Genomic DNA, 12,160 nt, shown 5'->3' on the forward strand with positions numbered 1-12,160 from the left:
GACGGTGCTCAGTCGGTCACCACCTCCTCGACCCGGGCGATGCGGCCGGCGTTCAGTTCCATGTGCCTGCCGGTGAAGCGGTTGCGCAGGCGGCGGTCGTGGGTGACGACCACGACCGCGCCCGGATAGCCGGCGATGGCTCGTTCCAGGTCCTCGACCAATGCCGGGGAGACATGATTGGTGGGCTCGTCCAGCAGCAGCAGGTCGACGGGTTCACCGACGAGGCGCGCCAGCTCGATCCGCCGCCGCTGTCCATAGGACAACTCGCCCACTTTCAGGCGGAGGTCGGAGGGACTGAACAGGCCCAGCGACAGCAGGTGGTCGGCGTGCTCATTCGGGTCGCCCTCCCGGCCGTGGGCGAACGCCTGCGCGACTGTCAGGCCGCTCGGCCACGGTGTCTCCTCCTGCTTCAGGTGCCCGACCCGGCCGCGTGTGTGCACCGACCCCTCGTCGGGCCGCAGTTCACCCGCCAGCACCCGCATCAGCGTCGTCTTGCCGGCCCCGTTGGGCCCGGTGACCAACAACCGCTCCGCGCCACCGATGCGCAGCGACGGCACGTGCAGCCGTCCCTCGACACGGATGCCGGTGAGTTCCGCGGCGGCCCGCGTCGTCCTGCCGTCGGCGGTGGACATCCGGGCGGCGAACACCAGCGGTTCGGGCGGCGGCGCGACGGCGTGCTCCGTCAGCCGTTCGACGCGCTCCTTCGCGTTGCGGATACGAACCATCGCGCCGTGACCGCGACCGCGGGTACGGAACCCGCCGTGGCCGAACACGGCGAGCGGCAGCTTGCGCGGGACCGCCTCCAGCCGGGCCGCGTTGGCGGAGACCAGCTTCCGGTTGTGGGCCAGTTCCGTGCGCCACTCCGCGTACTCCCGCAGCCGGCGCCTCCGCTCGGCGGCCTTGGCGGCGAGGTAGCCGTCGTAGCCGTCGCCGTAACGGACGACCTTGCCCTCGCCGACCTCCAGGATCGTGGTGGCGACCCGTTCCAGGAACACCCGGTCATGGGTGACCGCCAGCACCGTGCCGCGGTGCGCCCTCAGGTGCGATTCCAGCCAGCCCACGGCCTGGTCGTCCAGATCGTTCGTCGGCTCGTCCAGCAGCAGCAGTTCCGGCTGGGACGCCAGGGTCGCGGCCAGCGCCAGCCGCGACCGCTCGCCGCCCGACAGCGTGCCGAGGGGTCTGTCCCGGGCCAGGCCCGGCAGTCCGAGTCCGTGCAGGGCCATGTCGACCCGGGCATCGGCCTCGTAGCCGGCGCGTGCTTCGTACTGCGCGACCAGGCGGGCGTAGGCGTCCAGCGCGGAGGCGAGTTCCACCCCCGCCAGGCCCTCGAGTCCGGCTTCGGTGTGACGCATCCGTGCTTCCAGGTCGCGTAGGCCGGCGAGCGCCATGTCCACCGCGTCCTGGACGGCGGCCTCGGGCGGCAGCGCCGACGACTGGGCGAGATAGCCCGAGCCACCGTGGGCGACGACGGTCAGCTCGCCGTTGTCGGGCCGGTCCTGTCCGGCGATCAGTCGCAGCAGGGTGGACTTCCCGGCTCCGTTGTCGCCGACGATGCCGGCCCTCTCGCCCGGCTTGATGCTGAAGGACACCCCGTCCAGCACGATGCGATCGTCGTAGCGGCGGGTGATGTTCTGAAGAGACAATTGTGCGGTGAGCATGGAGTCCCCTGTTCTCGGCCGGGCCGGTCGGCACGGGTGGACGGACGCATCCGCGCGCGCCGGAGCCACTCCACGGCCGCCGGACAGGCGGCATCACGGGAGAGCGGAGGCGCGGATGAGAACACGCGACGGCGGAGCCCAGCTCAACGCGGTCGCGTGGGGACTGTCACAGAGAACCCATGCGCAGCACCGTAGGCGGGGGAAACGGTGTGCGGCAAGCCATTTGTGCGGCGAGCCGGCAGTGGGCGCCGCAGCGACGGTCCACGCGCCCACCCGAATCGCCGGTGCCGTTGAGGGCGCGTATCGGGTCGTGATCCGTGAGTCGCTCCGGTGAGGTCCTTGGGCCAGATCATTCGGGCGCGGAGGTGAAGACCGGTGAGGTGGCGTGGGTTGCGCGCGCGTCACGCGAGGCGGTCCGGCGGGCCAGGGCCTGGAGCGGGGTGAGACCCACCAACTGATCGCGACCCGTCCGCCCTTGGGCAAGCTGCGGGGCGGACGTTGACGCAGCGGCCGCGACCTCGCGGGTCTCGCGCACCATCAGCAGGCCGTTGACCACCATCATTGTCGCGGTCGAGTAGTGGACACCGGCCGCGGTGGCCACGGAGCCGTGGTGGGCCGGCACGTTGGTCATGCCGCCGTACGCGGCTGGTGCCTCCACGAGCAGCACCCGGCCCAGCGCCCGGCGGTGGCCCTCGAGGCGCCCAGCCTGCCGGGATCGCAACGGGGGTCATCAGACGAGGGCGACGACCAGCAGGGTGAAGGCGGCGATGATGACGGCGACGCGGATGTAGTGGTAGCGGCCCCAGCGGTGCAGCTGCTGCTTCCAGTCGGCGGGCCGGTTGTCGGGAGTCCAGGTCTTGTTCCGGTTGTTGATCGGGACGAGCAGCAGCATCGACATGACCACGCTGACGATCAGCAGGGCGGCGGCGATGACGACGAGTCCGGCGCCGTGGTGGCGCCATCCGGCGACGGCCCAGATCGCGCTGAGGACGAGCGAGCCTATGTACCAGAACGGCATCAGGGCGCCGAGCATCCGGCCGCCGTGGGCGTGGCCGAGCTGGCCGCTGTCCTCGGGAAGCGCGTCCAGGATCCGGTTCATGATGAAGGCGACGGAGAACTCCACCCCCACCATCAGGCCGACGACGACGGTGGTGACGACTTCGAGCACGTCGAGCATGACGATCCCTCCGTTGAACTAGCGTTGCTAGCTGGCGATGCAACGCTAGCCCTGCTGTCGCTCGGTTGTCTAGCGATGCTAGGATCGACGCATGTCGGTAAAGGAACGCAAGGAGCGCGAACGGGCGGCCCGCGAACGCCTCATCGTCGCGGCGGCCCGCGAACTCGCCGAGCAGCAGGGCTGGGACGCGGTCACCACCCGCCGACTCGCCGAGCGCATCGAGTACAGCCAGCCCGTCCTCTACAGCCACTTCGGCGGCAAGCGCGAGATCATCGGCGCCGTCGCCCTGGAGGGCGCCGCCGAGCTGGCCGCAGCGGTACGGGCCGCGACCGCCGGCGTGGACGGCCCGCGCGAGCGGGTCGCCGCCCTGGCCCGCGCCTACCTCGACTTCGCCGAGCGCAACCCGGCGGTCTACGACGCCATATTCCAGCTGGACGGCGGCCTGGCGTACGCACAGGAGGACACCCCGGAGCCGCTGAAGGACGCCTTCGCCGCACTGATGGAGACCCTCGGCGAGGTCGCCGGGAACGGCATCGACCCGGGGCTGTTCACCGAGGCGTTCTGGGCATCCCTGCACGGGCTCGCCACCCTGACCCGCGCGGGCCGCCTGCCGGCCGAGTACGCAGAGCCGAGGGTGGAGCTGCTGGTGGACCGGCTGGCCGTGGTCTGACACACCGATTCGGCGGGCACACAGCCGAGACCCTCGGGCCCCGCCGCCTGGTTGCGTACCGGTTCGCGCTCAAGCAGCATCACGGCCTCCGGGGTGCGGCGCTTTCGTGCCACCCGCACCCCGCGAAACTCACCCACTCCGCTAACATGTTCGAACTTACGGCGATCACCTGAAAACTCACAAATCGGCTGAAAAATTGATATCGACTGCATCGCGGGTGTTTTCGCGAATCAACCTCAGAACGGTCCTCGCAGCGTGGCGTCAGCCACGGGCGATGCTGTGGACCACGGCGGGCGTGGTGGTCCTCGCATTCCTCGTCACGCTGGAGATCGCCGCGCGCCATTACGGTCTGCCGGGCCCGATCACCAACCAGGCGCAAGAGGTGATATTCGCCCCCAAATCGGGACCATTGTTGTACGCCAGTATGGCGTTGATGATGGTGGTGCTCACCTGGCGGCAACGGTTCATCGCGTTCGGCGTCGCCGTCGGTATCGACGTCGTCTTCTTTCTCGTGCGGTGGGCCATCGGCGCCGACATGATGTTCGGCAACGGCGCCCTGTGGGTGATTCTCGGTTACGCGGTGATCGCCGTCGCGCGCCGCACCGGCCGGGAGCGTGTCCTGCTGCTGAAGGGCGTCGGACTGGGGCTGCTGCTGGTCACCGGCCGCAAGACGGGCGACACGTGGCTCCTCATCACGTCGAAGACCCGTCCGGCCGTGCTCGACCAGTACGTGGCGACCGCCGATCACGCGCTCGGCAACCCGTCGTGGCTGATGGGCCGACTCGTCGAGGCCACCGGCCCGATCGGCACCCACCTCCTCGACTACGTCTACATCCAGCTCGCGGTGGCCGCGGTCGTCGTCGCCCTGTACCAGCTGCGCAACGTGGCGGTCGAGCGCCGCTTCCCGGGCCACCACCTGGTGCGCACCTTCCTGGTCATCGGTCTCCTCGGCCCGGCCGTCTACATGGTCTTCCCGGTGGTCGGCCCGGTCTTCGCCTACGGCACCGGAGCGTTCGGCACCGGCGGCGGGCACTGGGCGATCGCCGACCTGTGGCCCGAGACACCGCCACCGATCCACACGCCGCACCCGATGACCTACGACGCGATCACCCCCCGCAACTGCATGCCCAGCCTGCACACGGCGTGGGCCACCACGATCTTCATCCATTCCCGCAGGGGCCCCCGCGTTCTGCGTTTCGCGGGCACGTTCTGGCTGATCGCCACGCTCTGCGCCACGCTGGGATTCGGTTACCACTACGGCGTGGACCTCGTGGCCGGCGTGGTGTTCGCGGTCACGGTCGAGGCGGCTCTGCGCTCACTCGACCGCGGCTGGGACCGGACGGGAATGAAGCTGGTCGCCTATGGGGCAGCGGTCTTCGTCATGCTGCTGGTGTCATATCGCTACCTGCCGATGGAGATGGCCGAATACCCGTGGGCGTTCGGACCGCTTCTCATCCTGGCAATGGGCTCCGTGGTCTACGGTTACCTGCGGACCACCGAACTGTGGGAACCGAAGGTCATTCCGGCGCAGCGAACGGAACCTCAGCCCGAACTGGTCTGAGCCCGATCGCCGGCATTTCCGTCGGCGCAGCTCCCGCCCAGCCGACTCCCAAAGGGTCCCGCCCCTCCCGGTCCACAGCCGCCGTGAGGGGCGGGACCCTTTTTTGCGGGCAGTAACGGCGCGCACACCCTTGTCAGGTCCGGTCCGTGTCCCTACAGTCCCGTTGAAGGCAAATGGGAGCGCTCCCATATGTGCTGCTGGGGCTCTCCTCGGTGCCTAGTCCCCCCACTCATCCGAGAGGACCCGCATGCGACCGTCACAGCACGATGCCCGCGGGACGCGTGGCTTGTTCGGCGCGCTGCTCGCCTCACTCGCCGCTCTGGCGGCCCTGCTCACCACCGCCCCGGCGGCCCACGCCGACACCGCGATCTGCGAACAGTTCGGGTCGACGACGATCCAGGGCCGCTACGTCGTCCAGAACAACCGCTGGGGCACCGACCAGGGCCAGTGCATCACCGCCACCGACACCGGGTTCCGGATCACCCGGGCCGACGGCTCGGTCCCCACCAACGGCGCCCCCAAGTCCTACCCGTCCGTCTACAACGGCTGTCACTACACCAACTGCTCCCCCGGCACCGACCTCCCGGCCCGGCTCGGCACCATCTCCAGCGCCCCCACCACCATCTCCTACAACTACGTGAGCGACGCCGTGTACGACGCCGCGTACGACATCTGGCTCGACCCCACGCCCCGTACGGACGGCGTCAACCGGACCGAGATCATGGTCTGGTTCAACAGGGTCGGATCGATCCAGCCCGTGGGGTCGCAGGTGGGCAGTGCCACCGTCGCCGGGCGCCAGTGGCAGGTGTGGTCCGGCAACAACGGCTCCAACGACGTGCTGACCTTCGTCGCCCCGTCGGCGATCACCAGCTGGAACTTCGACGTCATGGCCTTCGTCCGGCAGGCCGTCGCCCGGGGGCTGGCACAGGACAGCTGGTACCTGACGAGCGTGCAGGCGGGATTCGAACCCTGGCAGAACGGCACCGGTCTCGCCGTGACCTCCTTCTCCTCCACGGTCGACACCGGGTCCCGCCTGCCCCCGGCCACCGGGCGGGTCCCGGATCCTCGTTGCCTCGGTGAGCGTGTCAGTGCGTGATCCGCAGCAGGCGCGGCGGCCGCACGGCCGGCTCGGGCAGGCGCAACGGCGACAGACCGGGAGTGATGCTGCCGAGAAGCGTGGCCCGGTGGGCGCCGGTCCCCGAGGGGAGCGCGCCGGGCAGGCCGTGGGCGGTGAGGAAGCCCAGGACGGCGAAGGCCAGGGCCTCCTTGGCGTCCGGCGGCAGCCCCAGGGCGTCGCTGGGGCGGAGTGTCACCCCGGGCAGCTCCTCGGCGATCATGCGCATCAGCACCGGGTTGCGGATGCCGCCGCCGGAGACGACGAGCTGGGTGACCCCGTGGTCGCGGCAGGCGTCCGCCACGGTGACGGCGGTCAGCCGGGTCAGGGTGGCCAGGACGTCGTCTGCGCCCGGTACGGGCACGGCGTCCAGCGCCCGTTGCAGGTAGGGCAGGTGGAAGTGTTCCTTCCCCGTCGTCTTCGGGGCGGGCCTGCGGTAGTAGGCGTCGTCGAGGAGGACGCTCAGCAGTCCGGGGCTGACCCGGCCGGCGGCGGCCCTGCGTCCGTCCTCGTCGTAGGTTGCCGCGCCCCCGGTGAAGTGCCGTACGGCGGCGTCCAGCAGCGCGTTGGCGGGTCCGGTGTCGAAGGCCAGCGGCTCGGCGCCGGGTGCGAGGACCGTGACGTTCGCGATGCCGCCGAGGTTGAGCGCGGCGGGGGTGCCGGGCAGGGCGGCCAGCAGCAGGGCGTCGGTCATGGCTACCAGCGGCGCGCCCTGCCCGCCGGCGGCGACGTCCCGGCTGCGCAGGTCGGAGACGACCGGGAGCCCGGTCGCCTCGGCGATCCAGGCGGGCTGGCCGAGTTGGAGGGTGCCGCGGACCTTGCCGTCCGCGACCCAGTGGTGCATGGTCTGGCCGTGCGAGACCACGAGATCCGCGGTTCCGTCGCACAGTTCGCGCAGCGCGCGCGCCGCGGCGTCGGCGAAGGCCTGGCCGATGCCGGTGTCCAGGGCGCAGACGGCCTGCGTGGTGGTGACGGCCGGCGGCAGGGTGGTGGCGATGAGCTCGCGCACATCGTCCGGGTAGGGGACGGAGAGGTGCCCGAGGGGCCGTAGGAGCAGGCTGTCGCCGTCCAGGGAGAGGTCCGCCGCGGCGGCCTCGATGGCGTCGAACGAAGTGCCCGACATCAGGCCGATCACACGCACGGCGCCTCCCGGCACGGGTCCCGCCGGACGGGCAGGGTTGGCTGCGGCTGCTGCATGGGCTTCTCCCGAAGGGCCGTCACTGCACGAAGGGTTGTCGCCGTACGGGGGTGCCGTACGGGGGGTGCCATACGAGGGGGATCGTTGTGCGTGGGGGTCGTTGTACGTGGGGGTCGCTGTACGGAGGGCTGTCGTCGAACGGCGGGGTGTCATTGAGCGGCGGGATGTCATTGAGCAGCGAGCTGTCGTTGAACATCGGGCTGTCGTTGAACGGGGTGTCGTCGTGGATGGCCGCCCAGGAGCCCGGGTGCCGTGCCGGGGCGGTCGGCTGTCAGTCGGGGGCGACGGCCGCCGGCGCACGGCCGGGGCCGGATCCGCCGTCGTCCGCCGGGGCCTGGGCGTTCCCGGGTGCACGGTGGAACAGGCTGGCCGCACCGCCCACGGCCAGGGTGATCACCACGCCGATGGGCACGAGCCACTGCGCGGCGATCGCGGTGGGCACGGTGGTTCCGGCCGTAGCGACGTCGATCTTGACGCCGCGCACGATGTACGTCATGACGCCGACCGTCACCAGGAACGCGACGACGGCGTCGGTCTCGCTCGCGCGCCGCACGGTCCGCCCGAGGAGGAACGCGCCGAGGAGGGCGCCGTAGGTGTATCCCGCGATGGTCAGGCCGGTGAGGTAGACGTTCCCGGTGCCGGCGCTGAAGGCGCAGGCGAAGAGTGCCATCAGCCCGGCCCACACCAGGGTCGTCAGCCGGGCGAGCCGGAGCAGGAATTCCTCGGAGGGCGCGCTGCGGAAGAGGCTGTGGATGATGTCGGCGACCGTCGAGTTCGACATCGAGTTCAGCGCCGAGGACAGCGACCCCATCGCCGCGCCGAGGATGCCGGCCACGAGCAGGCCGGAGATCACGACGGGCAGCCCGTGCAGGATGAAGTCCGGGTAGAGGTTGTCGGAGCTGGTCAGCCCCAGCTCCGTGAAGCTCTTGCCCTGGTTGTAGGACCACAGCAACGCGCCGACGAGGGAGAACGCGGCGAACTGCAGGGTGACGAAGACGCCGGAGGCGATCATGGCCTTCTGCCCGTCGCGCAGGGTCCGGGTGGCCAGGACGCGCTGGACGATGAGCTGGTCGGAGCCGTGGCTGGCCATCGCGAAGACGGCGCCGCCGACGATGGCGGTGGGGAGGGCGAACGGGGTGGTGAGGATGTGTGCCAGGCCGAAGTCGGTGTCGAACAGTGCGAACCGGCCCGCGTGCAGGGCGCGCTGGAAGCCGTCACCGCCGGCATGACGGGAGAGCACGCCGATGGCGAGGAGGGCGCCGCCCAGGTACAGGCCCATCTGGATGGCATCGGTCCAGATGACCGCCTTGATGCCGCCGAGGTAGGTGTAGACGACGGTGATGATCGTGAGGACGACGATGACGGCGCGGTAGCTCGCGTGCACGCCGAACTCGTCGAGCAGCAGCTTGATGGGGATGGCGGAGGCGAACAGCCGTACGCCCTCGGCGAGCAGCCGGGTGAAGACGAAGGTCACCGAGGCGAGCCCCTGAAGCTTCAGCCCGAATCTGCTGCCGAGGTACTGGTAGGCGCTGACGAAGCCGCCCCGCTTGTACAGCGGAATCAGCGCGGTCGCCACGACGACGCGTCCGATGACGTAGCCGAGAGCCAGCTCGACGTTTCCGAAGCCCTGCCCGCTGTACGCGCCGCCCGGCACGCTGATGACGGTGAGGACGCTGGTCTCGGTGGCCACCACGGAGAACGAGACGGTCCACCAGGGCATGTGGCCCTCGCCGACGAAGTAGTCCTTCGCCGTCTTCTGCCGTCCGGCCAGGCGAAGTCCGATCACGGCGATCGCCAGCAGATAGACGACGACCACCAACAGGTCGAGTTGACGCACGCTCACTCCTGCGCAACGGCCGCCGGCATGGACGGCGGGTGAGGACAGTGGTCGTCACCCGTCATACCCGGGCGATGCAGAAATCGTGCGCGACAGGCGCGTTCACTGCGAGCAGGCGCGCGCCGTGTCCGAGTCGCCGCGGTCGCCCGGTGTCACCGAGGACGCGACGCGATGTCCGTGGCGGGCCTCAGACCGTCGGGTCCCAGAGCCCGCCGGCCTCGCCGCGGGCGAGGTGCTCGCCGTAGATGCCGACCTTCCGGGCGATGACCGAGCGGCACTCCTCAAGCGCCTGGATCTGTGCCTCCACGCGCCGTTGATGGGCGTCGAGGAGCCGTAGCCGTTCGGCCTCGTTGCCCGGACCGTGCCGCACCAGCTCGGCGAACCGTTTGAGTTCGGCGAGCGGCATGCCGGATTCACGCAGCTTGATGCAGATCAGCAGCCAGTCGACGTCGGCGGTGGTGTATCGCCGTCGGCCGCCCGTGGTGCGCTGGATCGGTCCGACGAGGAGGCCCTCGCGCTCGTAGAAGCGCAGCGCGTGCACGCTGAGTCCGGTCCGCTCGGCCACCTCGCCGATGCTCAGTGGCTCCGCGGGGGTCTCGGTAGTCGCCATACCGCCAGCCTAGGACTTGATCTAGACCGTCCTCTAGTTCGTAGCGTCGTCGGCATGACCACCACTGATCAGCAGTCGCTCGGCTCGCCCTTCACCGCCACCAGCACCGCGGAGGACGTCATGGCCGGCCTCGATCTGGCCGGCACGACCGCCGTCGTGACCGGGGGCTACTCCGGACTCGGCCTGGAAACCACCCGGCGGCTGGCGGCCGCCGGGGCCCGGGTCATCGTTCCCGCACGCCGGCCCGCCGCGGCCCGTGCCGCCCTCGCGGAGGTGGACCGCTGCGACATCATTCCCATGGACCTGTCGGACCCCGACAGCGTGCGCGCCGCCGCCGCTCGGCTCGGCGACTTCGTCGAACGCCTCGACCTTCTCATGGCGATCGCGGGCGTCATGGCCACCCCTGAGCGCCGCGTCGGGCCCGGCTGGGAAAGCCAGCTCGCCGTCAACCACTTCGGACACTTCACACTCGCCTGCGAGCTCTACCCGCTCCTGGCCGCCGCCGGCGGTGCCCGCGTCGTCGTCAACAGCTCCGCCGGGCACACCCTGACCGACATCCGCTGGCACGACCCGCACTTCCGCACCGGCTACGACAAGTGGCTGGCCTACGGTCAGGCCAAGACCGCCAACGTCCTGTTCGCCGTGCGGCTCGACGCTCTCGGACGCAACGACGGAGTCCGGGCGTTCGCACTCCACCCGGGCAAGATCATGACCGGCCTCCAGCGCGAGATGTCACGTCAGGAGCAGATCGACCGTGGCTGGGTGGACGACCACGGCAACGTGATCGGCGCCGGCTTCAAGACACCCTCCCAAGGCGCCGCCACGGGTCTGTGGGCGGCCACGTCTCCCCTTCTCGACGGCCGTGGCGGGCTCTACCTCGAGGACTGCGACGTCACACGTGTCTCCGCACCCGCCGAGCCCATGGACGACGCCGGCGTCCGGGAGTACGCCATCGATCCCGAAGCCGCCGCACGCCTGTGGGGACTGTCCGCGGCGGCGACCGGCGCCGCCCCGGTCGTCCGGTGAACCCGAACGGGCCGCTGCCCAGCCGCGGGCCCACGACCGGCACGCGATCATCCCGGGTGACGAATCCGGGGCACGGCGGCGCTGTCCGCCCGCCCGCGTGCGGCACCCGGTGCTGTCCGGCCGGCCCCGGGCCGGTCACGGCGTGGCCGGGGCCGATCCCCTCCGTGTTCCGCCTCGTCGCGGTGGATCGGCGTTCTCGAACCGGTCAGGGGAACGCCCGTCCCGCCCCGTCTGACAGCGACGATCTCCGCCGCGATCGACAGGGCGGTCTCCTCCGGCGTCCGGGCGCCCAGGTCGAGGCCGATCGGGGAGCGCAGCCTCGTCAGCTCCCGTTCGGTGACGCCTTCCGCGCGCAGCCGCCGGTTGCGGTCCTCGTGGGTACGGCGTGAGCCCATCGCGCCGACGAACGCCACCGGCAGGCGCAGGGCCGCCTTCAGCAGGGGTACGTCGAACTTCGCGTCGTGGGTCAGCACGCACAGGACCGTGCGGGCGTCGGTGCCGGTGCGCCGCAGGTAGCGGTGCGGCCAGTCGACGACGACCTCGTCGGCGTCGGGGAAGCGGGCCCGCGTGGCGAAGACGGGGCGGGCGTCGCAGACGGTCACGTGATAGCCGAGGAACCTGCCGGCCCGTGCCAGCGCCGACGCGAAGTCGACCGCACCGAAGACGATCATGCGAGGGGGCGGCACGTTCGACTCGACGAGGACGGTCAGGCCCCCGGGGCAGCGTGAACCGTCCGCCGACAACTCCACCGTGCCCGTGCGGCCCGTCTCCAGCAGGGCCCGGGCTTCGGCCGCCACCGCTGCGTCCAGGTCGGGGCCGCCGCCGACACCGCCCTCGTACGCGCCGTCGGGCCGTACCAGCAGGGCCCGGCCGAGGAGGCCGGCGGGGCCGCGGACGATCCGGGCGAGGGCCGTCGGTTCGCGCCGGACAGCGGCCGACAGAGCCGATGCCAGGACCCGCCGGGCGGGGGCCTGTCCGCCCACCGGTGTGATCAGCATGTCGATCGTCCCGCCGCAGGTCAGTCCTACGGCGAACGCGTCGTCGTCGCTGTAGCCGAACCGTTCGGTGACGCTCTCGCCCGTCTCCAGCGCTTGCAGGCACAGGTCGTAGACCGCGCCCTCCACGCATCCGCCGGAGACCGAGCCGATGACGGTGCCCGCGCTGTCGACGGCGAGGGCGGCGCCCGGACCTCTTGGGGCGCTGCCGCCGACCGCCACCACGGTGGCGACGGCGTACTCCCGGCCCTCTTCGGTCCAGCGGTCCAGCTCCTCGGCCAGGTCAAGCATCAGGCGCCTCTCCCGCGGCCGAC

General features: G+C 70.9%; 10 protein-coding genes and 1 pseudogene. 4 read left to right on the forward strand and 7 right to left on the reverse strand.

Annotated features, from left to right (window positions below; all coding sequences use genetic code 11):
- Window positions 1-8: 8 nt before the first annotated feature.
- From JK361_RS30550 to JK361_RS30560, 3 genes are all read right to left on the reverse strand, one after another.
- Complete coding sequence (locus JK361_RS30550) at window positions 9-1,658, reverse strand: TlrC/CarA/OleB/SrmB family ABC-F type ribosomal protection protein (RefSeq protein WP_201824294.1); 1,650 nt, start codon at window positions 1,656-1,658, stop codon at window positions 9-11.
- Window positions 1,659-2,007: 349 nt separating this feature from the next.
- Entirely contained in the window at window positions 2,008-2,316 is a 309-nt protein-coding gene (locus tag JK361_RS41560; protein WP_236053812.1) for a hypothetical protein, read from the reverse strand.
- A gap of 72 nt (window positions 2,317-2,388) precedes the next feature.
- Window positions 2,389-2,835 (reverse strand): anthrone oxygenase family protein, encoded by a 447-nt coding sequence (locus JK361_RS30560; protein ID WP_201824296.1) that lies wholly within the window; start codon window positions 2,833-2,835, stop codon window positions 2,389-2,391.
- A 91-nt stretch (window positions 2,836-2,926) separates the two neighbouring features.
- On the opposite strand from JK361_RS30560, the gene JK361_RS30565 reads away from it, so the two are divergent.
- The 3 genes and pseudogenes from JK361_RS30565 to JK361_RS30575 all read left to right on the forward strand — a co-directional run.
- Window positions 2,927-3,505 carry a TetR/AcrR family transcriptional regulator gene (locus JK361_RS30565; protein WP_201824298.1) on the forward strand — a complete coding sequence of 193 codons (579 nt, stop codon included), beginning with the start codon at window positions 2,927-2,929 and terminating at the stop codon, window positions 3,503-3,505.
- Window positions 3,506-3,779: 274 nt separating this feature from the next.
- Complete coding sequence (locus JK361_RS30570) at window positions 3,780-5,066, forward strand: phosphatase PAP2 family protein (RefSeq protein ID WP_201824300.1); 1,287 nt, start codon at window positions 3,780-3,782, stop codon at window positions 5,064-5,066.
- A 247-nt stretch (window positions 5,067-5,313) separates the two neighbouring features.
- A pseudogene (locus tag JK361_RS30575) lies at window positions 5,314-6,117 on the forward strand (GH12 family glycosyl hydrolase domain-containing protein); the annotation flags it as partial.
- A 34-nt stretch (window positions 6,118-6,151) separates the two neighbouring features.
- Here JK361_RS30575 and JK361_RS30580 read toward each other — a convergent pair.
- The 3 genes from JK361_RS30580 to JK361_RS30590 all read right to left on the reverse strand — a co-directional run bounded on the left by JK361_RS30580 (window position 6,152) and on the right by JK361_RS30590 (window position 9,825).
- Window positions 6,152-7,321 (reverse strand): anhydro-N-acetylmuramic acid kinase, encoded by a 1,170-nt coding sequence (locus JK361_RS30580; RefSeq protein WP_201824302.1) that lies wholly within the window; start codon window positions 7,319-7,321, stop codon window positions 6,152-6,154.
- 328 nt (window positions 7,322-7,649) lie between these two features.
- On the reverse strand, window positions 7,650-9,215 hold the full coding sequence (locus tag JK361_RS30585; RefSeq protein WP_201824303.1) for a sodium:solute symporter: 1,566 nt from the start codon (window positions 9,213-9,215) through the stop codon (window positions 7,650-7,652).
- 187 nt (window positions 9,216-9,402) lie between these two features.
- A complete protein-coding gene (locus JK361_RS30590; protein ID WP_201824305.1) occupies window positions 9,403-9,825 on the reverse strand; it encodes a MerR family transcriptional regulator in 423 nt (140 codons plus the stop codon).
- Window positions 9,826-9,879: 54 nt separating this feature from the next.
- Here JK361_RS30590 and JK361_RS30595 point away from each other — a divergent pair, with 54 nt between their 5' ends.
- Window positions 9,880-10,851, forward strand: a complete 972-nt coding sequence (locus JK361_RS30595) for an SDR family NAD(P)-dependent oxidoreductase (protein WP_201824307.1) — start codon at window positions 9,880-9,882, stop codon at window positions 10,849-10,851.
- 47 nt (window positions 10,852-10,898) lie between these two features.
- Here JK361_RS30595 and JK361_RS30600 read toward each other — a convergent pair whose 3' ends face one another.
- Window positions 10,899-12,137, reverse strand: a complete 1,239-nt coding sequence (locus tag JK361_RS30600) for an XdhC family protein (RefSeq protein WP_201824309.1) — start codon at window positions 12,135-12,137, stop codon at window positions 10,899-10,901.
- Window positions 12,138-12,160 lie beyond the last annotated feature (23 nt).

It is taken from the genome of Streptomyces musisoli (assembly GCF_016741855.1).
Taxonomy (GTDB): Bacteria; Actinomycetota; Actinomycetes; order Streptomycetales; family Streptomycetaceae; genus Streptomyces; species Streptomyces musisoli.

Coding starts and splice junctions, on each gene's coding strand:
- JK361_RS30550 (WP_201824294.1), bottom strand. CDS start 1,658: ATGCTCACCGCACAATTGTCTCTTCAGAACATCACCCGCCGCTACGAC.
- JK361_RS30560 (WP_201824296.1), bottom strand. CDS start 2,835: ATGCTCGACGTGCTCGAAGTCGTCACCACCGTCGTCGTCGGCCTGATG.
- JK361_RS30565 (WP_201824298.1), top strand. CDS start 2,927: ATGTCGGTAAAGGAACGCAAGGAGCGCGAACGGGCGGCCCGCGAACGC.
- JK361_RS30570 (WP_201824300.1), top strand. CDS start 3,780: ATGCTGTGGACCACGGCGGGCGTGGTGGTCCTCGCATTCCTCGTCACG.
- JK361_RS30590 (WP_201824305.1), bottom strand. CDS start 9,825: ATGGCGACTACCGAGACCCCCGCGGAGCCACTGAGCATCGGCGAGGTG.
- JK361_RS30595 (WP_201824307.1), top strand. CDS start 9,880: ATGACCACCACTGATCAGCAGTCGCTCGGCTCGCCCTTCACCGCCACC.
- JK361_RS30600 (WP_201824309.1), bottom strand. CDS start 12,137: ATGCTTGACCTGGCCGAGGAGCTGGACCGCTGGACCGAAGAGGGCCGG.